The organism is Acinetobacter sp. 8I-beige (genome assembly GCF_902505955.1).
In the GTDB taxonomy this organism is placed as follows: domain Bacteria; phylum Pseudomonadota; class Gammaproteobacteria; order Pseudomonadales; family Moraxellaceae; genus Acinetobacter; species Acinetobacter johnsonii.
In genome coordinates, this window is record NZ_LR732790.1 from 1,170,574 (window position 1) to 1,192,324 (window position 21,751).

Annotated in this window: 22 protein-coding genes; 10 read left to right on the forward strand and 12 right to left on the reverse strand. The window is 40.2% G+C overall.

Going from position 1 to position 21,751, the window contains the following annotated elements; all coding sequences use genetic code 11:
* Window positions 1-55: 55 nt before the first annotated feature.
* On the forward strand, window positions 56-718 hold the full coding sequence (locus GVX98_RS05565) for an SOS response-associated peptidase family protein (protein WP_004696883.1): 663 nt from the start codon (window positions 56-58) through the stop codon (window positions 716-718).
* Window positions 719-723: 5 nt separating this feature from the next.
* Here the strand turns inward: GVX98_RS05565 and GVX98_RS05570 are convergent, their stop codons facing one another.
* Entirely contained in the window at window positions 724-1,188 is a 465-nt protein-coding gene (locus GVX98_RS05570; protein WP_004696885.1) for a MarR family winged helix-turn-helix transcriptional regulator, read from the reverse strand.
* 153 nt (window positions 1,189-1,341) lie between these two features.
* Window positions 1,342-1,659 carry a hypothetical protein gene (locus GVX98_RS05575; protein ID WP_004696886.1) on the reverse strand — a complete coding sequence of 106 codons (318 nt, stop codon included), beginning with the start codon at window positions 1,657-1,659 and terminating at the stop codon, window positions 1,342-1,344.
* 539 nt (window positions 1,660-2,198) lie between these two features.
* Between GVX98_RS05575 and GVX98_RS05580 the strand changes: the two genes are divergently transcribed.
* Window positions 2,199-3,725 (forward strand): TerC family protein, encoded by a 1,527-nt coding sequence (locus GVX98_RS05580; RefSeq protein WP_004696888.1) that lies wholly within the window; start codon window positions 2,199-2,201, stop codon window positions 3,723-3,725.
* A 244-nt stretch (window positions 3,726-3,969) separates the two neighbouring features.
* Window positions 3,970-4,701, forward strand: coding sequence for a hypothetical protein (locus GVX98_RS05585; protein WP_159127480.1), 732 nt, complete (start codon window positions 3,970-3,972; stop codon window positions 4,699-4,701).
* 24 nt (window positions 4,702-4,725) lie between these two features.
* Here GVX98_RS05585 and thiM read toward each other — a convergent pair whose 3' ends face one another.
* The 3 genes from thiM to GVX98_RS05600 all read right to left on the reverse strand — a co-directional run bounded on the left by thiM (window position 4,726) and on the right by GVX98_RS05600 (window position 7,220).
* Window positions 4,726-5,601, reverse strand: a complete 876-nt coding sequence (gene thiM, locus GVX98_RS05590; RefSeq protein ID WP_159127481.1) for a hydroxyethylthiazole kinase — start codon at window positions 5,599-5,601, stop codon at window positions 4,726-4,728.
* An 11-nt stretch (window positions 5,602-5,612) separates the two neighbouring features.
* A complete protein-coding gene (locus GVX98_RS05595; RefSeq protein ID WP_078390407.1) occupies window positions 5,613-6,776 on the reverse strand; it encodes a hypothetical protein in 1,164 nt (387 codons plus the stop codon).
* 186 nt (window positions 6,777-6,962) lie between these two features.
* Entirely contained in the window at window positions 6,963-7,220 is a 258-nt protein-coding gene (locus GVX98_RS05600; protein WP_004696895.1) for a hypothetical protein, read from the reverse strand.
* A 424-nt stretch (window positions 7,221-7,644) separates the two neighbouring features.
* Between GVX98_RS05600 and pepN the strand changes: the two genes are divergently transcribed.
* Together pepN and GVX98_RS05610 are read left to right on the forward strand one after the other, a co-directional pair.
* Window positions 7,645-10,254, forward strand: coding sequence for an aminopeptidase N (gene pepN / locus GVX98_RS05605; protein WP_159127482.1), 2,610 nt, complete (start codon window positions 7,645-7,647; stop codon window positions 10,252-10,254).
* A gap of 246 nt (window positions 10,255-10,500) precedes the next feature.
* Window positions 10,501-10,716: a hypothetical protein gene (locus GVX98_RS05610; protein WP_004696898.1), complete on the forward strand. Its 216-nt coding sequence runs from the start codon at window positions 10,501-10,503 to the stop codon at window positions 10,714-10,716.
* 67 nt (window positions 10,717-10,783) lie between these two features.
* Here GVX98_RS05610 and GVX98_RS05615 read toward each other — a convergent pair whose 3' ends face one another.
* Both GVX98_RS05615 and GVX98_RS05620 read right to left on the reverse strand, forming a co-directional pair.
* On the reverse strand, window positions 10,784-11,227 hold the full coding sequence (locus GVX98_RS05615) for a universal stress protein (protein WP_004696899.1): 444 nt from the start codon (window positions 11,225-11,227) through the stop codon (window positions 10,784-10,786).
* 85 nt (window positions 11,228-11,312) lie between these two features.
* Entirely contained in the window at window positions 11,313-11,756 is a 444-nt protein-coding gene (locus GVX98_RS05620; RefSeq protein ID WP_004696902.1) for a universal stress protein, read from the reverse strand.
* Window positions 11,757-12,058: 302 nt separating this feature from the next.
* Between GVX98_RS05620 and GVX98_RS05625 the strand changes: the two genes are divergently transcribed.
* From GVX98_RS05625 to GVX98_RS05635, 3 genes are all read left to right on the forward strand, one after another.
* The gene (locus tag GVX98_RS05625; protein ID WP_159127483.1) at window positions 12,059-13,072 is read left to right on the forward strand and encodes an alpha/beta hydrolase; all 1,014 of its coding nucleotides are present in this window, start codon (window positions 12,059-12,061) and stop codon (window positions 13,070-13,072) included.
* Window positions 13,073-13,154: 82 nt separating this feature from the next.
* On the forward strand, window positions 13,155-13,499 hold the full coding sequence (locus tag GVX98_RS05630) for a multidrug efflux SMR transporter (RefSeq protein ID WP_005401176.1): 345 nt from the start codon (window positions 13,155-13,157) through the stop codon (window positions 13,497-13,499).
* A 5-nt stretch (window positions 13,500-13,504) separates the two neighbouring features.
* Window positions 13,505-14,062 (forward strand): TetR/AcrR family transcriptional regulator, encoded by a 558-nt coding sequence (locus GVX98_RS05635; RefSeq protein ID WP_159127484.1) that lies wholly within the window; start codon window positions 13,505-13,507, stop codon window positions 14,060-14,062.
* Window positions 14,063-14,128: 66 nt separating this feature from the next.
* On the opposite strand, the gene GVX98_RS05640 is transcribed toward GVX98_RS05635, so the two are convergent.
* The 4 genes from GVX98_RS05640 to GVX98_RS05655 all read right to left on the reverse strand — a co-directional run bounded on the left by GVX98_RS05640 (window position 14,129) and on the right by GVX98_RS05655 (window position 18,117).
* Entirely contained in the window at window positions 14,129-15,304 is a 1,176-nt protein-coding gene (locus tag GVX98_RS05640; protein WP_010326831.1) for a benzoate/H(+) symporter BenE family transporter, read from the reverse strand.
* Window positions 15,305-15,429: 125 nt separating this feature from the next.
* Window positions 15,430-16,080 carry a leucine efflux protein LeuE gene (gene leuE, locus GVX98_RS05645; RefSeq protein ID WP_159127485.1) on the reverse strand — a complete coding sequence of 217 codons (651 nt, stop codon included), beginning with the start codon at window positions 16,078-16,080 and terminating at the stop codon, window positions 15,430-15,432.
* Between the two features lie 70 nt (window positions 16,081-16,150).
* Window positions 16,151-17,137 (reverse strand): transaldolase, encoded by a 987-nt coding sequence (gene tal / locus GVX98_RS05650; protein ID WP_159127486.1) that lies wholly within the window; start codon window positions 17,135-17,137, stop codon window positions 16,151-16,153.
* A gap of 92 nt (window positions 17,138-17,229) precedes the next feature.
* Window positions 17,230-18,117 (reverse strand): LysR family transcriptional regulator, encoded by an 888-nt coding sequence (locus GVX98_RS05655; protein ID WP_004984780.1) that lies wholly within the window; start codon window positions 18,115-18,117, stop codon window positions 17,230-17,232.
* A gap of 99 nt (window positions 18,118-18,216) precedes the next feature.
* Between GVX98_RS05655 and aceI the strand changes: the two genes are divergently transcribed.
* Both aceI and GVX98_RS05665 read left to right on the forward strand, forming a co-directional pair.
* A complete protein-coding gene (gene aceI, locus GVX98_RS05660) occupies window positions 18,217-18,642 on the forward strand; it encodes a chlorhexidine efflux PACE transporter AceI (protein ID WP_004984778.1) in 426 nt (141 codons plus the stop codon).
* A 235-nt stretch (window positions 18,643-18,877) separates the two neighbouring features.
* A complete protein-coding gene (locus GVX98_RS05665; RefSeq protein ID WP_004984775.1) occupies window positions 18,878-19,993 on the forward strand; it encodes an OmpW family protein in 1,116 nt (371 codons plus the stop codon).
* 129 nt (window positions 19,994-20,122) lie between these two features.
* Here the strand turns inward: GVX98_RS05665 and GVX98_RS05670 are convergent, their stop codons facing one another.
* Window positions 20,123-21,640, reverse strand: coding sequence for an acetyl-CoA C-acetyltransferase (locus GVX98_RS05670; protein WP_078388861.1), 1,518 nt, complete (start codon window positions 21,638-21,640; stop codon window positions 20,123-20,125).
* Between the last annotated feature and the right edge of the window lie 111 nt (window positions 21,641-21,751).

Sequence of the window (21,751 nt, forward strand, 5' to 3'; positions counted from 1 at the left end):
TTCACTATATAAAGCTCATCATACTATTGTTAACCATCAAGTTGGATGAAAATCCATGTGCGCTAATTTTAAACCTCTAACCCTTGCTCAAGTACAACAGTTTGGTCTCCCTGAAATTCCTTTTGATTATGTCGAAGAAGTCTATCCTGGTTATGAGTTGCCTTTATTGTTCAAATCAAATTTAGGATTTGAGTGGCGTAAGGTACATTTTGGTTTAATACCGAAATGGGCTGAAGATAAGAGTATTGCAAGCAAAACCTATAATGCTCGAAGTGAGACACTTCTGCAAAAGGCCAGTTTTATTGAAGCGACTTCCAAATATCAGTTTGGGGTGATTCCCGTTTTTGAATTTTATGAGTCCAAATATATAGAACAAAAGCCGCAGAGATGGGGTGTCAGACGACAGGATAGGCAGGTCATTTTTGTTGCTGCACTATATGAAATCTGTCGTATAGCAGGCGAGGTAGTCCGTTCAGCCACCATGATTACGATGGATGCCATAGATCATCCAATGATGCGGGAGTTTCATGAGCCGGGGGATGTGAAGCGCTCAGTGATCGTGATTCCACATGAACGCTTAGAGGACTGGCTCAGCTGGAAATCACCAAATATTCAATCCTTTGTACAAGGCTTTCCTGTTGAAGAGTTTGAATGTTCACATGTGCCGAAAATAAAAGTCGAAAAAGAGAGTCCCCAACTCAACTTTTTCGACTTTTAAACGGTTTAGCGAGCTAAATTTTTAAACACGTGTTTTAAGCTTTCCATCATTTTTTCAATTTGCAAAGGCGTTAAGCCTTCAAATGATTGCTCAAGCACAACACTGGTGAGATCATTGATCTTATTGGTCATTTCAACACCTTTTTCGGTGAGAAGAACACGGGTGATACGTGCATCATCTTCACAAGAATAAGTTTCAACCAATCCTTCATCCTTTAAGCGATAAACAATTTTGGTGGTTGTCGACATTTTAGAGACCACCATGTCAGACAAATCAGAAACACTGGCATGTGGCTTTGAATCTAGAGCCAGTAAAATACGACGACGTGAGTTATCTAAACCATACTTTTTTAAAGCGTGATCGACATTGAGTACATACTGTGCATGTACTTGTGTTACCCAGTAAAATGGAAAACTTTCTAAAGAAAAATCTTCAGAACCTGGTAGGAACTTACTGTACTTTTTGGTCATATGACGGATTCCCCGTGAATCGTATTTTTATTTTATAGATCATTTGAACACATTTTATGTGAACACTCATACACTTATCAATACAAAATTACTGGATTTGTCATCATAAAGGAAATCTGTTAAAAGAAAGCCTTGGCCAGTAATCAAGAAAAGTTAAGCGTGGTTGTTTAGAAGAGACAGGGTATAGCCGTCTTTATCTTGATGGAAGCTCACAATACTTTGAGCAAATTGTACAACTTCATCTTCGACTTCAGCATTCTGGTGAGAATCTAAAGAGAGTTTAGCCATGGGAACACCGTCCTGTAGAACGATAGGCAAGTGCATTTCAAACTTTTGGTTATTATGCGAAACCACAACTTTAACTTGATGCTGATCAAATGAGGAGTCTAAATGCAGATATGCGCCTTCATAGCTAGTATTGGCAAGCATTTTTGACGTCTTATTGAAGGTCAATGCTTTTTCATTGTTCATAGCGATGAATCCTGTCTTCGATTACTTTGATCGGATTGTCAATCCGCGCATCCTTGGTTTGGGTGATTGACCACTTTTACAACAATGCTGGTCGTGTTTCATTTTAGTGAAAAAAATGGATTTGTGAACTAGTGTTTTTAACAAAAAGTGTCATTTGTGGAAATCATAAATGTAGTGAATTGATATTTTTTAACTATTATTAAAATAAATAATTAAATAAAAACAATTATTTGGTTTTTATTTGCGATGGATTTAATTAGAAAAACTAAAAAATGACCGTGGCGTCTAATCTTTATAGAATGCGACAATTGGCATTAAGTGACAAAATTTCAAACAGTGATTTCGATATTTTTATGTATTTTTTGCATAATAAGTGGTCGAATATTAAAATTTTGTTAAAAACCATAAAAAAATTATTACAAGCCAAACATCTCAGGCATAATTATTTCATCTTTAGTTGAACAGGTCACAAATATGGATCCGTCGCCGTGCAGGTCTATGCTTTTAAAACAGAAACATAATTCTGGGGTAATGAAATAATGGAATTTTTATTAGATCCGGGAATATGGGTAAGTTTACTTACGCTTATTATATTAGAAATTGTTTTAGGTATTGATAACCTAGTCTTTATTGCCATTTTGGCTGAAAAACTTCCTCCTGAGCAACGCGATAAAGCGCGTGTCATTGGTCTTTCGCTTGCACTTTTAATGCGCTTGGGCTTGTTGTTTATCATCACTTGGTTAGTCACGTTGACTCGACCGCTGATTACTGTGTTGGATTGGACATTCTCTGGGCGAGACCTGATTCTTTTATTTGGTGGCTTATTCCTAGTCTATAAAGCCGTTACCGAATTGCATGAAAAAATTGAAGGTAAGCCAGAAGTTAAGCTGACCACCAATGTGGTTTATGCGGGTTTCACCGCAGTTGTGGCACAGATTGTGATCCTTGACGCGGTATTCTCACTGGATTCGGTGATTACAGCGATTGGTATGGTCGACAACATTAATGTGATGATGGTGGCTATGGTCGTTGCCATGGTGGTCATGCTGTTGGCGTCGAAACCATTAATGACTTTTGTAAACCGTCATCCGACTGTGGTCATCTTGTGTTTAAGCTTCTTACTGTTGATTGGTATCAGCCTGATTGCGGAAGGTTTTGGCTTCCACATTCCTAAAGGTTATATCTATTCGGGTATTGGTGTTGCCATTGCAATTGAAGCCTTTAACCAGTTTGGTGAGCGCAATGCGGCAAAACATGAAGCGAAAATTCCACTGCGTCATCGTACTGCGGATTCTATTTTAAAACTCATGGGCGGCAAGCTCCAAGCTGAAGACCCTGATCAGCTTCAAGCGCAAGAAACTTTTGCGGATGAAGAGCGTTATATGATTGGTGGTGTACTGACATTGGCTGAACGTTCAGTCGCGTCGATCATGACACCGCGTAGTCAAATTTCGTGGGTCAATCTTGATGATTCACCTGAGAAAATTCGTGAACAGGTATTGTCTGTGCCGCACAGTTTATTTCCTGTGTGCCGCGGTAGCTTAGATAAAGTGATCAGCATTGCGCGCGCCAAAGAATTGCTCGATGTCTTAGATGATGAAGAGCAATTGAAAGACCTGATCAAACGTCATCGCCCAATTTACATTTTTGAAAAAATGAAAGTCATTGATGCGATTAATACGTTAAGAACGTCTAAAGGTTCATTGGTTTTGGTGAGCGATGAGTTTGGTAATGTGCAGGGCCTTGTTTCACCGCTTGACGTATTTGAGGCGATTGCTGGTGAATTCCCCGATGCCGATGAGCAACTTGATTTGGTGAAGGTTGATGATCAGACGTGGAAGGCGACAGGCATGCTGGATTTATATCAGCTTGAACTGGAACTTGGGATGATCGATTTGGTTGAAGAAGATGCGGGCTATATTAGTGTTGCTGGTTTAATCCTAGATAAAACCCACGGTGATGTACACGTTGGAACTCAATTGGACTACCGTGGTGTTCACTTTGAAGTGCTTGAGTTGGATTCAAATCGAATTAAGACAGTCAATATCACCTATCGTACTGCTTAATCATTGCAAAACTAGATTGTGAGAAAAATGTCAGCTTTGTGCTGGCATTTTTTCTGCTTATAAAATAAGCGCTATGCACTTAAATAAAAAGCAGTTATTCTATGCCCGCAATTGGGCTGTCGTATTTCGTATTTGAAATTACCTGGTTGGTGAAGACAGTTTTTTCTATCCCTGTGGTCATCAAAGCATTGCATTTAGACTATAGCAGTAAAATAAGTGATCAAAATAAGAATGGAAACACTTCATGCAACTTATGGAAAAGGTCGTTGATTTTAAAAAGCTTTCAGTAGAGAAAAAACAAGTTCTATTTGAAGAGCTTGAAAATTTTGATCGACAAATTTTCCCAAATACAATCCCAGCAGAACTGCATCAATTGTTGTATAACCCTGATGTAGTGGCATTACCAATTATTCGTTTTTATCATCGCGGAAAAATAGTTGGGCAAAATATTATTGCCATCTTGAAGCTTAAGACAGCGCATCAACCCTTATATGTTCTTAGCTCGCGTGCAGCTTTTTTACCTGACTACCGAAATCAAAACAAAACACTTTTATCTGCAATTCGAGTAACTTTAGGTTATCGTTTAAAATATCCTACGCGTCAGTTATGGTTTGTTTCGAGTTTGATGCAGCCAAAAGTATATCGGCTGTTTGTTTCACGTTCAAAACGTTTTTATCCACGTGCAGAAGTGCCAATGCCTGAGGATTATTTACAGGTTCTTGATCTCATACAAAACCGTCATGTGAATGTGCAACAACGCAGTGATGATGTGTTTGTGCATCCTTGTGTACTGCCACAGACCACGCCTGAACAATTGATACGGCTTCGAAATCGGGCCAGCCGTCATATCAACTTTTATATGCAACATACGCCTGATTATTTTATTGGTATGGGCTTGATGTGTATCTGTAAATTAGATCTGTTGACTCTGCTGGAAGCGGCGATGAACGTGCTTTTAGGGCGAGAAGTTGCTTAAGCAGAAACTCTCGCCATACTTTATTTAGGCTGAGGTGCGGATAAGCTGTATATCCGCATATTCATAAATGGTTTCAGCTTTCATTTGATGAATGTGATCCATAAACGCTACATTAAAACTTCCTGTGCTTTGGCTTTGGGTATAAGCAAGTTGCCCCGCAATGGCAAAGTGGACATGCGCACACAGCGCTGCAATGACAGGATTGGTGACTGCGCTATAGGCTGCAATTAATGCACCAAGGGCACAACCTGTAGCAGTAATTTTGGGTTGTAAATGCGAACCACCATTGACTTGGATTACAGCATCAAGTTGTTTTGAGAGAATGTAGTCAAACTCGCCAGAAATGGCAATGACTTCAGCCTGTGCTAAAAGTGTTTTTGCTTGATGGTAGACATCGGCACTGCTTGCCGTACTGTCAACGCCTTTGGTTTCGATCTGCTTCCCTGCAAGTGTGCTGATTTCCGATGCATTGCCACGAATAACGGTAGGTTGAAAAGCTAAAAGCTGATCTACCATTTCAGAGCGCCATTTTAAAAATGGCCCATATCCTACAGGGTCTAATACCCAAGGTATGTTTTGCTGCTGTGCGGTTTGTGCCGAGATTTGCATGGCTTGCATCTGTTCAGAGGTTGGCGTACCTAGGTTAATACTGAGCGCCGCACTAATACGAGTGAAACTTTCCGCCTCAAAGGGATTATCAATCATGGCAGGTGAGGCGCCCGCAGCCAATAAAACATTGGCTGCATAGTTGGCAGCCACACTGTTGGTGATACATTGTACCAAAGGTTGTTGCGTTTGCAGGGCAGTCCAAGCTTCAGCAACATATGCCACCAAGACATCGGTTTGGTCTTGAATCGATTGTTTTGTGTTAAGCAAGGACAGGTCTAAAAGCTGGGTCATAGTGGATGCCCTTATTTGGTGAAATAGTGGTCTTGATGCTTACATTTGCGACAAAATAAAGTCACATATTGGTCGGCATCATAATCTACGGTGAGCTCATTTGAACCGCAGTACATACAGCGTTTTTGTGAGTAGAAACTCAAACGTGGTTCAATTTTTTGCCATGAACGAGAGACAGGCTGAAAGAAAATGGCTTCGTCATAGCCTAAAAATCGGAAAAATAAGACTTCGCTCATTTTGCTGAATGGTAGGTTATGCGGTCGAGGCAGCGTTGAAGTTTCCCATTTTTCAGCCACACTGCGTTCACGGTATTGTTGTAAGGTTTTTTTCAACAAGTTGGTATTGATGAAGTTTTCATTTCTGGGTTGTAAGGCTTTACGTTCATATAAATACTCCAATGCAGTTTGGATTAAATAATAAATTTGTCCGACCGCGAGTACATCGAGTAAACGATAACAAAACACTTGGAAGCTGTTATTTCCTGCAATTTGAATGCCCCAAGTGCGGCAGTAAAACTGCATAAATTGGATAATTTCCTGATAGAGTAATTGGTACAAGGCATTTTTGACTTCATCCGCAGTCTTAAAAGGCACACCAAGGCTAAGATTTTCATAAAACCAGTAGCGTAACTGCTGCGTAACACTAAATAGGCTGGGTTCAGAATAGCCGTCCAAACGCACATTAATATAATACTGGTGGGCTTCACTGGCAAAATCTTTGGCAACGAGGATCTGTTCTTTTACCAGTTGTTTGACGAGACTATTTTGAAATAGATAATTGGGGGTGATACTAAAATATTTGATCTGTTCCCAATCAATAAACTCTTGATGTTGTGTATGTTCTTGTGCGTAGTCATCTAACAGGGCCAATAAAAATAATTTATGCATAAAACTGAGTTGACCCAGTTCAAACTCATAAATGTCCTTGGTTTTGGTTTTGGTTTTACGCTGTTCTTGCTGACGAGTTTCTTTCAATATTTTTTTGCGCTGTGCTAAGCAACTGTCGCAGTGGCAATTTAGATTTGAATTGCTAAAAACACGATGTTGGCAGTGGCTACATTCATGAAAGTTAATTTCTTTGTCGTATTGTTCAGCATCCACCCAAAACATGGCCGCCTGACAAAGTGGACAAGGCGTGCTTTCATCAAGTTGTTTGTGCAAAATTTGAAGCGACATAAGATGAATTTGAGACTCAGGATTTTCTCAAATTATACACGCTAAAATTTCAGAAAGGCGTTGTAAATTGCAGTGTAATTGAACAAGCAGAGGTGCTTTGTAAACGCTAGACGGGTGAAGCAACGCAGTGGCGAATATAGGGCAAAAAAAATACGGCATGCACCGTATTTTTTGTAGAAGTAGAATTTAAACGGGGCAAGGTAGAGAGTCATCTTCCATACCTAATTTTTTAGCTTCAATCATGGCTTGAACTTTTTTGCTCGGCAACTTTTTACTCCCTAGTGTGTCGTAGTGATTTAAAATGCTACTGACATCGTGTGCTTGTAAAGGCATTCCTTCACAGCTCATGAACAGGGCAATGACTTTATGATCAATTTTTGCAGCATGCATTGCTTGCAGCATTTTTATATTTTCGACGCGGACGATATGGTCTTTTAAGTACATCTCACACCTCTATTTGTTTTGCTTAGGTTTTATCATGCGCTATGCATATCTAGATACAAGCAAAAACTGTGCACAAAATGTAGCCGATTTGAAAATTAAGTTAGATATTTGAAAAGAGCTGGCTTTATATCTTATCGATGTCTTTAAGTTTCTCAGCGTTTGAATGGTAGAGAGCTAATGGCACTGTGCAAGTCTAAAGGCTGGTGCAAATATTGCTAGACAAGCACGGCACGATGTGAGGAGTTGTTTGTTTATTATTCACTTGGTGCAGTCATATGCGCGGGATAAGAACAATAGAATTGAAAAGCCTGTTCAACGTGCCCATATAAATATCATTCAACATACACAGACAGTACGGCAAACTTGTCGTATGATCAAAACATACACAATATAAAGCTGTAGACCAATAGCATTAGGACATGACATGAATATTGCGGCAAATCCAATTATTGAAGCAGATCAAACCGTCTATTTAAAAGACTATCAAAAACCATCTTTTTTAGTAGATAGCATTCACCTCGATATTCAAGTCTATGATGAGCATAGCAAAGTTGATGCTGTACTGGAGCTGACGCGCCAAACTGAGGGTGATTTGGTTTTACTCGGTCGTGATTTAGAGCTGAAAAGTTTAGTGCTGAATGGTCAGCAACTTAGCCAAGAGCAATATGTGCTTGATGCAGAGCAGTTGGTGATTCGTAATGCACCAAATCAGATCAAGCTTGAGACATCGGTGATCATTCATCCTGAGTCAAATACACAACTTGAAGGCTTATACCAAGCCGCATCAGATTTGTTTGTTACCCAAAATGAGCCTGAAGGATTCCGTAAAATTACCTTTTACCCGGACCGTCCTGATGTCCTTTCAGTCTTTACCACACGTGTAGAAGCTGACAAAAAATATCCAGTGCTCCTTGCCAATGGTAACTTGATTGAAGCGGGCGAGGCAGGCGAAGGTCGTCACTATACCATTTGGCAAGATCCAACCAAAAAACCAGCGTATTTGTTTGCTTGTGTGATTGGTGATTTGGCTGTTTTAAAAGACCGTTATGTGACCTCTGAAGGCCGTGATGTGGCTTTGGAAATATATGCCGAAGAAAAAGATATTCCGAAATGTCATATTGCAATGGAAGCCTTAAAGCATTCAATGCGTTGGGATGAAGAACACTATGGTCGCCCCTATGACTTAGACAACTATATGATTGTGGCTACCAGTGCTTTCAACATGGGGGCGATGGAAAATAAAGGTCTCAATATTTTTAACACATCATGTGTATTGGCGGATGAAGAATACACGACAGATGCAGCGATTATGCGTGTACAGTCGGTCATTGCCCATGAATATTTCCATAACTGGACAGGCAACCGCATTACTTGCCGTGATTGGTTCCAATTGTGTTTAAAAGAAGGCTTAACGGTTTTCCGTGATCAATCTTTCTCAGAAGATTTGCAGTCTGCTGCGGTTCAACGTATTGATGACGTTGCGGTACTCAAAGCGCATCAGTTCCCAGAAGATTCAGGCCCATTGTCTCATCCACCGCGTCCAGACCATTTTGTGGAAATCAATAACTTTTATACTGCAACGGTCTATGAAAAAGGTGCGGAAATTAACCGCATGATGGCAACCTTATTAGGCAAAGAAAAATTCCGTAAAGGAACTGATGAATACTTTGAACGCCATGATGGTCAGGCCGTGACAGTTGAAGACTGGGTAGCCGCTTTAAGCGCAGGTTCAGGCGTAAATTTATCCAATTTCTTAACATGGTATAACCAACCGGGTACACCCAAGTTAGAAGCTGAGGGGCATTATGATGCTGCTGCACAAACTTATACCTTAAATTTTAAGCAAAGTTTAAAAGCACATACTAAGTATCCGAACCTACAAGCTGTTCCAATTCCTGTCGCTTTAGCACTGTTCGATGCTGCAACAGGTGAGCAATTGGTTTTAAACTCAGACAGTTTATTTGAAAATGCAGTCAAAGACGGTGTGTATCTTTTCGATCAAGACCAAGCCAGCATTGTGTTTAGTGGTTTAAGCACGAAACCTGTCGTGTCATTACTGCGTAATTTTTCTGCGCCCGTCAACTTAGAATTTAACTATACCGATGAAGAGTTGGCGTTCCTGATTCAATACGAAACCAATGGTTTTAACCAATGGCAAGCAACGCAAACACTGCTTGAGCGTATTTTACTCAATGGTCATGATGCGCATATTTATATTCAAGCCATTAAAAACACGCTACCAGATCTTGTTGAACAAGATCCACTCTTGGCATCACGTTTATTTGATGTACCAAGCGAAGGTTATTTGGGTAGTCGTATCGACACCGACTACGAACCTGTGAAGATTCAAGAACAGCGTAATGCTTTAATTGAAAAACTAGCACGTGAGTTAGGTGAGTTCTGTAAAGACACTTATTTGGCTTTAGACCCAGATTTGCAAAAAGAGTTCTCACAAGCCATGGGTGTCCGTGCGCTGAAAAACATCATGCTTAGTATGATGGCGCGTCAAGGCGATGAAAGTGCTTTTGAACTGGCGTATCAGCAATATGAAGCTACAGGCAATATGTCTGAGCGTTTAGGCGCATTACGTGTCTTGGTTTGGAATGATGCACCGCAAGCAGAAGCGGCTTTACGTGATTTTTACCTACGGTTTAAAGATGAGGCTTTGTCACTAGATCAGTGGTTCACACTTCAAGCGGCACATCCTTGTGCTACGACGGAAACCATTCAATACCTCACTTCGCATGCCGATTATGATTTGGGCGTGCCGAACCGTATTCGTTCAGTGAGCGGTGGCTTAAATGCAAACCCAGTGAACACATGGAGTTTTGGTGTGGATCATTTCATTGGACTGGCAAAATATTTAGATGAGAAAAACCCAATTGTTGGCTCTCGTTTACTTCAGGTTTTGTCACGTTGGTACACATTGGCAGAGCCACAGCGTAGCGAAGTGAAAGCAAAGCTTGAGGCTTTAAAACCACTAGTGAAATCTAAAAATGTCAGTGAGACTTTGAGTGGCATGTTAAGTATTTAACTGATCTACACATAAAAAAAGCCAGTCTACTGACTGGCTTTTTTATGCGAACTGAAGAATAACAGCATGAAGAGTGCACATTGGTATTTTTCTAAATAATGAACATTCATGTGAATAGTGTGAAATGAATCGCATTTTATGGGTATAATGTTATGGCATAACAGATGATTAGCTCAATATTCTGTATTTTTTTCGGCTTATGTATACAGGCTATTGGGCAGACAAACATGTAGAGTGTAAACAGATATGTTAGTTAAAATTGAAGATGGGTTTTATTTAAATACCGTTCATATTATTGCTATTCGTATTGCGAAAAGTGCTGAACTGGGAACATTTCAAGTCAATGTTGAATATAGTCCGCATAACCATCAGGCTTCGGGGTTATTTCAAAAAACTTTTATGCAACAGTCGGCAGCAGAGCATTATTTGCAAAATTTGCATCAGCAGATTAGTAAAAGCTAATAAAGTGAACGAGTTCTGCCAAACAAAAAAGACTGCTTCGGCAGTCTTTTTTGTTTTAAATAAATGCTTAAACTTTTACGATCAGCACAGGTATCGGAGACTGTGTGAGAACATTTTGCGCCACACTACCTAACATCATCTTTTTAAAGCCTGTACGGCCATGTGAGCCCATCAAAATTAGGTCTGCACCGACTTCATCGGCCACATGAATAATACCTTCAGAAGGAGAGATGCCGCGAATCACTTTGGTATCCACCTCAATTTCATCGCGGTCAAATGAGAGCTTTACTTCGGCTAAACGGTCTTGAGCGACTTTTTCAGCATGTAGGAAATAGTCGGTGATGGCTGGTGCAACTTTATAGAAGTCAACACCAACAAATGGATCAACTGCAATCACGCTCATGAGCGTCACACGACTATTTAAATCTTTGGCCAACTCAAGTGCTTGTTCAACAGCAGCATAAGACATCGGTGATTCATCGACGGCAACCAAAATGTGTTTGTAGCTCATTATTTTCTCCTTAAGGGTACGTCTTTTTGCGGATTATTTTGCAGTACATGCGAAATCAATTCATATAAAGACGCGTTATAGTTGATTAAGCTTTAACAATGAGAACTGGGAGCTCAGTAGACTTGAGAACATCTTGAGCAAAGCTGCCTAATAGGAATTTTTGAAAGCCTTTACGGCCATGTGAACCCATCACAATCAAGTCATTTTTTAGTGAAGCGGCCGCTTCGACCACAGCATCTTCAGAGACTTCACCTTTGATGATTTTAGACTGTGCCGTTACACCTTGTTCTTGTGCAATTTGAACCGCATCCTGAAGGGCTTTCTCAGCATTGTTATAGGCTTGTATGAAATAGTCTTTCATGATTGGAGAAGTATAGTAAAAATCAGCATCTTTGAGTGGGTCTTCAGCAACTAAGCTAATCAATGTAAGTTGACTGCCAAAAACTTTGGCAATTTCAGCCGCTTGTTTAACCGCAGAAAAAGAAATTTGTGAACCGTCAACAGGGACTAAAATATGTTGGTAAGCCATCAGAGGGACTCCTTTTTGTATAAGATTTAGTTCTTAATTTATTGATAACACACTGCCATTAAATGTTCAATTTTGATCGGGCTAAAAATTGAAAATTCATGAAATTTAAAGAAAATAATTCAAAAAAAAGCCAATTTACGTGTCCAAAATCTTGAGTAAAAAACTCAAGTTTCAGATTTAAAGCAATATTCTTTAAAAGATGCTTCTAGTGTTTAAATGAGGCTGAAATGAGACCTGTTTAATTATGCGATGCGATAGAGATTGTATTAGAATCATTTGAAAAAAGGGTGGAGCCGAACAGTATGATTTTTCAATCAATAATAAAAGTACTTAGTACTGCTTTCATGATTGTGCTACTGAGCGCGTGTCAAAGTGTAGAAAAGAATACCAAACTGATTGAGGGAACGTTCAATACAGCGACCAATATTCAAATGAAAATGCTAGATCGCTTTGCGCCTCCCGATGTCATCGTACATAATAATATTCCATATCAAGCTAGCCCTGAGCTGAATGTTGATATCTATCAACCCCAAAATATTGAACAATTAAACACAGTGCCCACGGTGGTTTGGATTCATGGCGGCGGATGGGTTTCGGGGTCGAAAGAGCATGCGCGAGGTTATTTCAAACTTCTAGCTAATCAAGGCTTTAACGTGGTCTCGGTACAGTATCAGTTTGCACCGGAGGCTATTTATCCCACTCAGTTGCAGCAAGTCGATCATGCACTGAATTTCTTACAATTGAATGCTGCTCAGTATCATATTAACCCGAACCAACTGTATTTAGCAGGAGACTCTGCTGGAGCCAATATTGCCAGTCATTATGCTGCACTTTTGACGAATCCCGCATTTGCTCAAGCATCCAATTTTAAGCCGAGCATTCAGCCGAAACAGCTTAAAGGGCTAATTTTGCATTGTGGTATTTATGACTTATATCGCTTTGTAAACACGACTCCTGAGGAACTCAGGCTTATTGAATGGGGCGTTTATAACTTGGTACAAGCTTATACAGGGGAGCGTAAAGAGGATGCAGAGTTTTTAAAGTCAATTTCAACCAGTGAACATATTACGCCACAGTATCCATCTGTCTTTATCAGTGGAGGAAATAAAGACTTTTTAACCAAGAGCCAGTCTTTACCTTTCGTCGAGGTGTTGAAGCAGCATCAGGTTGCAGTCACGGAGGCTTTTTATCCAGACTCTAAGGAGTTTTTGGTGCATGAATATCAGTTTATGATGAGTAAACAAGCCAGCCAGATCACCTTTGATCGAACCATTGATTTTATAAAACAGACCTCAATACCGACTGAAACAAAATAAAAAAGTATGCAGAAAGCCTTGTTTAGTTTTTGCTATTTCAATAACATACCGACCGATTGGTATGTTTGTTGTTGAGTTTCTGATGAATCCTATATTAATGGCTTATGCTTTGCTGGCGATGGCAATTATTTCTGAAGTGATTGGTTCAACTTTTTTGGTAAAGTCGGAAGGTTTTACCAAGCTATTGCCTTCACTGGCGGTGGTAGTTTTATTTTCGTTGGCATTTTATTTATTGTCTCAAGTGATTAAAGTGATTCCATTGGGTATTGCTTATGCGATTTGGGCGGGTGTTGGTATTGTTTTAACCGCTCTGATTGGTTACTTTGTTTTCCGACAAAGTCTAGATTTTGCAGCAATGATCGGTATTGCACTGATTGTTTCTGGTGTGGTCGTAATTAACTTATTTTCAAACTCAACAGGGCATTAAGTTCGATGCAACAAGCAAGTCCACGTAAAAAGGCACCGGAACAGGTTCGCCAAAGTATTCTACAACATGCGATCTGTTTGGCTGCTGAAAAAGGCGTGACTGGGGTTTCCATACAAGCAGTGGCTGATTTGGTTGGCGTGAGTAAGGGTGGTGTTTTTCATCATTTTCCAAACAAACAAAAGCTACTAGAAGCGATGGTTGTGGAACAGCTTGAACAATTAGATCGTGTAGTCGATGAGTTGATTAGTCAAGACCGTGATCGTTATGGTTGCTTTACCCGAGCCTATATCGAGATTACTTTGGAAAGGCAGGTGCTAGGCTTAGAGCATTCTTGGTCAGCTATTTCGATGATTATGCTGACGGATCGGACCTTTAATGAGTATTGGATTGAGTGGCTAGAAAAACGTTTAGCGCGACATCAGGATACAGACAATGACTTGGAGCTTAAAATTTTGCGCTATGCTGCAGATGGCATTTGGCTCACAGCATTTACCGAGGTGGAAAATTTGTCTGAGACCATGCAACTTAAGCAAGAATTGATTCAACGAAGTTATCAGCATTAATTTTTCAAGTTAGCAATATTTGAAAATAAAAAAGCACCCATCGAGGGTGCTTTTTTATATGAGGGCTTAAACTTTTTTGGCTTTAAACTTAAATATAAGCATAACTGCAAAACCAAAGAGTAGTCCCCAAAAGGCAGAGCCAATGCCAAAGAACTGTACCCCAGATGCGCTGAATAAGAACGTCATGAGGGCTGCCTCACGGTCTGATACCGCTTCAAATGCAATCGCGATGTTATGACTAATCGTGCCAAACAAAGCAATACCAGCCAATGCTGTAATAAAAATCGCAGGGAAAGACAGTAAAAGGCTGGTCAGGGTGGCGGCGAATAGTCCCATTAAGATATAGAAGAAACCGCAGCTCATGCCCGCAATATAACGTTTTGATGGATCAGGGTGAACTTGTTCATCTAAACTGACAGCTGCACTAATTGCTGCGGTATTGACACTATAACAGCCAAAGGGTGCGAGTAAGGCTTGAGCGGTACCCGTCCATCCAATCAGTTGATTGACGTGGGGGTTATAGCCATAGCTTTTAATCATGGCAATACCCGGTAAGTATTGCGATGCCATATTGATCACAAACAAAGGCAGCGCTAAACCTAAAATAGCAGACATGCTGAACTCAGGTGCCATCCAAACAGGTTGCGCTAGGCTCCATGTGATTTGAGGAGTATGGAAGTCTAAGAATAACGGGCAGAGTAACAAGCCTGCAATCACTGTAATGACAATGCAATAACGTGGGGTAAGTCGCTTAGAAACAATATAAGCCGCCAGCATGGATAAAATAAAACCCCAATGGTCTTGCATACTGGCGAACAATGAAATACCAAACTTCAATAACACACCTGCCAGCATGGCACTGGTTAGGCTTTGCGGGATATACGTCAGTACTTTTTCAAAGATACCGAAAAAGCCCAAAATGGCAGTAACTAAACCACAGACCAAAAATGCGCCAATCGCTTCATGCAAACTATAACCACTGCCTGTCGCAATAATTAAGGCCAGTGCTGCCGTAGACCATGAGGTCGATACAGGATATTTAAGTTTCCAAGATAAAAGCAGGCCACTCAAACCAATACCCAGACCTAAAGCCCAGAACCATGAGTTGATTTGCGCGGTATTTGCACCTAAGACTTGGGCGGATTGAATGACCAAGACTGAAGACACACTAATGCCAATGAGGAAGGTAATAAAACCTGCGAATACTGCTGGAACTGAGAAATCTTGAAATAATTTTTGCATGAAGATCAAAACATAATTTGAATGAGTGAAAATTACTATTGTTCAAGGATCATACGCTGGTTCTTGAAAAAGAAAACAGCACATGATGGATTTTTTATCGAAAATAATGAGATTATTCACGAAAATTACAGTGTGGAAAGTGCCAGTTTTAAGCCGAAGCCACAAAACAGCAGACCGACGGTCGCCACCGCAACGGCGGCAACTTTAAACTGTCGGTTGAAATAGCTCGCCAGCTTAATACCTGAAAAAATTAGAATACTGAGATAAGCCATACTGATGATTTGCAGAATAATAGAAAGTAAGGCAAAGCTTAGTGCTGGGTAGGCATAATTTGGGTCGACAAACTGCACAAAAAAAGACAGATAAAACAAAATAGCTTTTGGGTTTAAAAGGCTAATGGTTAGCGCTGAACGAAAAGGATGTAAGTTTTGTAAAGTGCTCTGATCTGTACTTGCTGCAAGCTGTTGTGGGCTAGAGCTCCAGGTTTTGACTCCTGCAATCAAGAGTTTTATGCCTAAATATGACAGATAGAGTGCGCCTACAATTTTTAATAAAATAAACAGCCAAGGAAAAGCATGTAAAAGAGATGCTGCACCCAGCACGGTACATAGAATGAGGATCAAATCACCTGTGAAAACACCTAATGCACCCCAGTAACCTGTCTTAATACCAAATCGTGAGGCAATGGACATCACATAAAGAGAGTTTGGGCCTGGCAAAATCACAATTAGAATTGTACCGATGATATAAGTACCGATGTCGATAATACCAAACACAACGTATTCTCAATAAAAAAGCCGATGTTGCATGATAACAAAATCGGCTTTTAAAAGAAGAAAAATCAAGTTAAGCTGAAATTTCTTCATCTAAACCAAAAGACTGACGTAACAGTGTGTTCAGCTGTTGACGAGCTTTAATAAATCCATCAATACCCCCTTGTAGCAGTTGCGTTGCCATGAGGTCATGTTCAATTTGATCTCTAAACTCAGTTTCACCGAGTACGTTAAGTGCAGTTGTCGCTGGTGCAATATCACTTGCTGACAGTTGTGCTTTGACTTCACGCGTGTCTTGTTCAAGTGCAGCCAATAAATTAGGTGCAACAGTCAGCAGGTCACAGCCAGCTAGTCCCAACACTTGGTCAATACTACGGAAGCTTGCGCCCATAATTTCTGTTTTAACCCCATGTGCTTTATAGAACTGGTAAATTTGCTTCACAGACAGTACGCCAGGGTCTTTTTCAACGGGATAGCTGTCCACGCCTTCGGCCTTTTTGTACCAATCTAAAATACGTCCAACAAAAGGTGAGATTAAAGTGACATTCGCTTCCGCACAAGCATGTGCTTGATGCACACCAAACAAAAGCGTTAAGTTGGTATGGATACCTTCAGCTTCCAGCACTTTCGCTGCTTGAATACCTGCCCATGTCGAAGCAATTTTAATTAAAATACGATCTTGATCTACGCCGTAGTTTTTATATAACGCCAGCAGCTCTTTGGCTTTTTCAATGGTGGCATTGGTATCATAAGACAGCGCGGCATCCACTTCTGTGGAAACACGACCCTCAATCAACTTGAGAATTTCAACACCAAATTTGACGGTAAGAATGTCGATTGTGCGTTCAATAAGTAAGTCATCTTCAAAGCCTTCCGCTTTGGCTTGAGCGAAAGCATCTTCAATCAACTCTTTATTTTCAGGTTGACTTGCAGCTGCTGTAATTAGAGAAGGATTGGTGGTTGCATCGAGCGGGCGAAATTGGTTAATCGCCGCTAAATCGCTACTGTCGGCAACAATGGTGGTTAAGCTTTTTAATTGGTTTAATGCGGTTTGTGTCATTGATCGTTCGTTCTTAAAGTTATTACCCGTAAATTATTTATAACACAAACTGCTTTTAACCCAAGTGGATTCGGACGTTTTAACAGCAGTAATTATACTTTTTTACGCTGATTTCGGATGTGTTGGATTAAAAAACGTGCAGCCGCGCCCAATTCACTTTCACGACTCCAGACCAAGTCCACAAAATATTCAAACTTTGGTGTGAAATCCAGCAAATCTAATATTTTGAGCTGCTTTTTGAGCTGAGGGTTTTCATTCAACATTTCTAAGGGTAAAACGCCCCAACCAAAGTTTTGCATGATTAAGGCGCAAGCAGAGTGATGGTTGTCTGTCCGCCAATACTGCTTGGAATACAGCAACTCTGGCTTAATGCTTTTATCACGACTGGCAACCACGATTTGACGGCTGTGTTGAATTTGTTCAAAACTGACTTGTGGAAATTGCGCCAGAATAAAATCTTTATTGGCGACGGGAACTAAAGTCTCGAGTTTTAATTCTACAAACTGTTCGCTGCTTTCCAGTTGCTCACGTTCAAACATCAGTGCCAGTTGTGCTGTGCCATTGAGTAACATTTTCTGCGCATCTTCTTGAGGTGCAGAAAAAATATTGATTTGTAGACTGGGAAATTCGGCTTCTAATATTGCGATGTAGTCGATCCATTGCATATGTAGAAGCTCAGATACCACTACAATGTTGAGCGAGGACTCCAAACCGTGGCTTAGGGCATAGGCATGTTGCTTCCATTGATTCATTTCGGTCAGCAGTTGCTCGGTCTTTTCATACAAGGTCAGGGCTTGCGCTGTTGCTGTGGGCTCACGTCCTTCGCGTAAGAAGAGTTGTAAGTTTAAGTCTATTTCTAAGTTAGCAATTGACATACTCACGGCCGATGGTACTTTACCCAACTTGCGTGCAGCAGCTGAAAATGAGCCTGACTCAATTACGGTTTTAAAAATAATAAGTTGCTCTTGATTGATATTCATAATTTCCTATCTTTCAGTTTTATTGAAAGAACCTAACTCGATTAATCAATATTATAAAAATAAAATAGCCAACATCCAATCATGAAAGAGTAATTAAAAATGTTGATTTCCAAAAGAAGGATTATTCATGCGCTCAGCTATGAAATCATCCTATTGGTGATCATTGCTGTTGCCTTAAGTTTCATATTCCATATGCCTTTAGAAGTCACAGGTGTACTCGGTATTGCCATGGCTGTCACTTCGGTCATATGGAATATGGTGTTTAACCATTTTTTTGAAAAGTTTGAAGCGAAAAGAAAGCTAAAAAGAACCATCGGTGTGCGTGTTCTTCACGCGATTGGTTTTGAAGGTGGTTTGATGTTTGCAACCATCCCAATGGTCGCATATGCAATGCAAATGAGTATTTGGCAAGCCATCGTGCTCGACTTTAGTTTAACCATGTGTATTTTGGTTTATACCTTTATTTTCCAGTGGTGTTATGACTGCCTAGAAGAACAGTTAGGCTACAAACCAAAATATCATTAATAATTAATTAAAAAATCCATTAATTAGTCATAAAGGCCTTATCTGATAAAGTAAGGCCATCTGATAAAGTAAGGCCTTTATTGATATTAAATACTTTATATTTTAACAAAAGATAAAAATTGATCACAATTTGATCATATAAATAACTCCATTTATTACATAACTTCTAAATATAAAAACAAAGAAGTGTTTTTATAAAACTTAATAAAAAATATATCGTACAAGGAGTTAGACGATGAAAATAGGCGCTTTAGTTGTATCTATAGCTTTACTGAGTGTTACACAGTCAGGCTTTTCAGCTACAGGTGGAAGTTTTAAACGGTTTTCTGTTTCTGCGGGGTGGTTACATGCTATGCCTCAAGGAAAGGCCAATCCATTTAATATTTCGACTCCAATTGCAAATGGTAGGAATGCAAATATTGGATCGGTCTCATTGAATGCTGTTGTTAATTCAATTGATCCTTCGGATGTAAATGCAGATGCTATGAAAAGTATTCTTAATATGCTTGGAGATATGTATAAAGAAAATCCGAACGAACCTGAATTGAGCCAGTTCTTTGAGTTAAAAAATGTGAATGGCACAGATGAGGTCTATTTAAAAGATGCTTTGTCAGGTAGTGCAGACTTATACGGTTTAGAACAATGGACAGCAGGGGGGAGTGGCCTTGAAGTTCAAGATGCAGATACGCTCGGTTTAATGATGAATTATTATGTAAATGATAATGTTTCATTACAGCTGATTGGAGGAATACCGCCAAAAGTCGATATTAAAGGAAAAGGAGAAATATTAGCGCCTATGTCAGGTATAGGCCATACAGGTATAGGTCTTGATTTGCCTTTAGCACAAGATATTCCAATTACAAATTTAGGAAGTAAGTCTAAAGTTGCGACAGTCCGTGCTTGGACTCCTGCATTTGAAGCACAATATCAGTTTGGTAAGTCTGGGATAAATAAATTCCGCCCATATGTTGGCTTAGGCATCATGTATGCACATTTTGGTAGCATTAAAGTGAATGGAGAAACCAAGGCTGACTTAGTGGCAGCAGGCCATATGATTCAAAATATTCTAGATGGGAAAGCTGGAGCCGCTCTAGATCGGGGGCAATCAAGTGCATCTCCTTATGTAAAAGTAAAATCTGAAGATGCCTTTGCTCCAATCGTAAGTCTTGGTGCAACATATGACATAACTTCTAATTGGTACGGCGTGGCGTCTGTTTCATATTCAAAATTAAATAATAAAACGACGATCGATGTTATAGATAGAAATACAGGAAATCGTTTAATTCATTCTTCTACTAAAATCGATATCGATCCTTTAATTACTTACCTTGGCGTAGGTTATCGTTTTTAATCTAATCAGCGAAAAAGCATTTAGGAATGCTTTTTCTAACCATAATGTTTCATTTCAGCTATAAAAAATAAAAAGACCCTTGGAAGTACAATTTCCAAGGGTCTTTTTTTCAAAAGTGAAAACAGTTAATTATTTTTCAATAATTGCCGTTACACCTTGGCCACCAGCAGCACAAATTGAAACCAGTACGCGACCTGAACCTTTTTGGTTGATCAGCTTCGCAGCAGTAGCAATGATACGGCCACCCGTTGCGGCAAATGGGTGACCTGCTGCAAGTGAAGAACCTTTTACGTTGAGTTTAGTACGGTCAATTGAACCGAGTGGAGCATCTAAACCTAAACGGTCTTTACAGAATTTTGGATCTTCCCAAGCTTTCAACGTTGAAAGAACTTGCGATGCAAATGCTTCATGAATTTCGTAGTAGTCGAAGTCTTGAAGTTTAATGCCAGCGCGCTCAAGCATACGTGGAACTGCATAAGCAGGTGCCATCAATAAGCCTTCTTTTTTCTCAACGAAATCAACAGCAGCCGTTTCTTGGAAGGTTAAGTAAGCAAGCACTTCGTGACCGTTTGCTTTGGCCCATTCTTCTGACGCTAAAAGCACACAAGATGCACCATCCGTAAGTGGGGTTGAGTTACCCGCGGTCATGGTACGCGCATCGCCTTTACCAAAAGCTGGTTTGAGCTTAGCAAGTTTTTCAACAGTAGAGTCAGCACGTAAGTTGTTGTCACGCTCTAAACCTAAGAATGGTGTGATTAGGTCATCGAAGAAACCTTCTTCGTAAGCCGCAGCCATTTTTTGGTGTGAAGATGCAGCAAGTTCGTCTTGTGCTTCACGTGCAATACCCCATTCAAGCGCAGTAATCGCTTGGTGATCACCCATAGAAAGACCTGTGCGTGGCTCACCATTTTTTGGCGCATCCATCAAGTCTTTTAGGTTGATTTTAGTTAAAGCTTTTAAACGGTCTTTACCCGTTTTTGCAATGTTGAGTTCAAGCAATGCTTTACGTAAACCATCACCAAATGCAATTGGTGCATCAGAAGTCGTGTCTACACCACCAGCCACACCCACTTCAATTTGGCCCAGTGCGATTTTGTTGGCAACTAAGAAAGCTGCTTGTAAGCCAGTACCACATGCTTGTTGAATATCGTAAGCAGGTGTTTCTGGTGCAAGTGCAGTGTTTAGTACACATTCACGGGTCATGTTAAAGTCACGGCTGTGCTTAAGAACAGCACCAGCAACAACTTCACCAAGACGTTGACCTTGAAGGTTAAAACGTTCAACAAGACCGTTTAGCGCTGCTGTGAACATATCTGTATTCGAAGCGGTGAAATATGCGCCATTTGAGCGAGCGAAAGGAATACGGTTACCACCGATAATAGCCACGCGGCGAACAGTGTTTTGACTCATGGTTTGATCCTGTTGAACAGCAGTTTGAGTTTTTGGTTTTGAAGCATTTGTAGAAGAAGCGGGGCTTTTACTACGAGTTGACGCAGCACGGGTGCGAGTCGGCTTAGTCGTATTATTTACTGATTGGGTTGTTGTGCCAGTACTTTTAGTTCTACGCGGTGTACTTTTTGATGTATTTGACACAGTTTCCGTAGCAGAATTTTCCACTGCTGGATTTTCTTGAGTTGTTTTGCTCATAAGGCTTTTCCAAGCATGTTAATCTATTCTTAGGGTGTACATTAGCATATTATAAAAAGGGCTGAATTGACTAGAATGACATTGCAACAGGCTTTCAGGTCAAGACATATC

Excerpts from the sequence above, each read along its gene's own strand:
- GVX98_RS05565 (WP_004696883.1), top strand. The coding sequence starts at position 56 with ATGTGCGCTAATTTTAAACCTCTAACCCTTGCTCAAGTACAACAGTTT.
- GVX98_RS05570 (WP_004696885.1), bottom strand. The coding sequence starts at position 1,188 with ATGACCAAAAAGTACAGTAAGTTCCTACCAGGTTCTGAAGATTTTTCT.
- GVX98_RS05575 (WP_004696886.1), bottom strand. The coding sequence starts at position 1,659 with ATGAACAATGAAAAAGCATTGACCTTCAATAAGACGTCAAAAATGCTT.
- GVX98_RS05580 (WP_004696888.1), top strand. The coding sequence starts at position 2,199 with ATGGAATTTTTATTAGATCCGGGAATATGGGTAAGTTTACTTACGCTT.
- GVX98_RS05585 (WP_159127480.1), top strand. The coding sequence starts at position 3,970 with ATGCAACTTATGGAAAAGGTCGTTGATTTTAAAAAGCTTTCAGTAGAG.
- thiM (WP_159127481.1), bottom strand. The coding sequence starts at position 5,601 with ATGACCCAGCTTTTAGACCTGTCCTTGCTTAACACAAAACAATCGATT.
- GVX98_RS05595 (WP_078390407.1), bottom strand. The coding sequence starts at position 6,776 with ATGTCGCTTCAAATTTTGCACAAACAACTTGATGAAAGCACGCCTTGT.
- GVX98_RS05600 (WP_004696895.1), bottom strand. The coding sequence starts at position 7,220 with ATGTACTTAAAAGACCATATCGTCCGCGTCGAAAATATAAAAATGCTG.
- pepN (WP_159127482.1), top strand. The coding sequence starts at position 7,645 with ATGAATATTGCGGCAAATCCAATTATTGAAGCAGATCAAACCGTCTAT.
- GVX98_RS05610 (WP_004696898.1), top strand. The coding sequence starts at position 10,501 with ATGTTAGTTAAAATTGAAGATGGGTTTTATTTAAATACCGTTCATATT.
- GVX98_RS05615 (WP_004696899.1), bottom strand. The coding sequence starts at position 11,227 with ATGAGCTACAAACACATTTTGGTTGCCGTCGATGAATCACCGATGTCT.
- GVX98_RS05620 (WP_004696902.1), bottom strand. The coding sequence starts at position 11,756 with ATGGCTTACCAACATATTTTAGTCCCTGTTGACGGTTCACAAATTTCT.
- GVX98_RS05625 (WP_159127483.1), top strand. The coding sequence starts at position 12,059 with ATGATTTTTCAATCAATAATAAAAGTACTTAGTACTGCTTTCATGATT.
- GVX98_RS05630 (WP_005401176.1), top strand. The coding sequence starts at position 13,155 with ATGAATCCTATATTAATGGCTTATGCTTTGCTGGCGATGGCAATTATT.
- GVX98_RS05635 (WP_159127484.1), top strand. The coding sequence starts at position 13,505 with ATGCAACAAGCAAGTCCACGTAAAAAGGCACCGGAACAGGTTCGCCAA.
- GVX98_RS05640 (WP_010326831.1), bottom strand. The coding sequence starts at position 15,304 with ATGCAAAAATTATTTCAAGATTTCTCAGTTCCAGCAGTATTCGCAGGT.
- tal (WP_159127486.1), bottom strand. The coding sequence starts at position 17,137 with ATGACACAAACCGCATTAAACCAATTAAAAAGCTTAACCACCATTGTT.
- GVX98_RS05655 (WP_004984780.1), bottom strand. The coding sequence starts at position 18,117 with ATGAATATCAATCAAGAGCAACTTATTATTTTTAAAACCGTAATTGAG.
- aceI (WP_004984778.1), top strand. The coding sequence starts at position 18,217 with ATGTTGATTTCCAAAAGAAGGATTATTCATGCGCTCAGCTATGAAATC.
- GVX98_RS05665 (WP_004984775.1), top strand. The coding sequence starts at position 18,878 with ATGAAAATAGGCGCTTTAGTTGTATCTATAGCTTTACTGAGTGTTACA.
- GVX98_RS05670 (WP_078388861.1), bottom strand. The coding sequence starts at position 21,640 with ATGAGCAAAACAACTCAAGAAAATCCAGCAGTGGAAAATTCTGCTACG.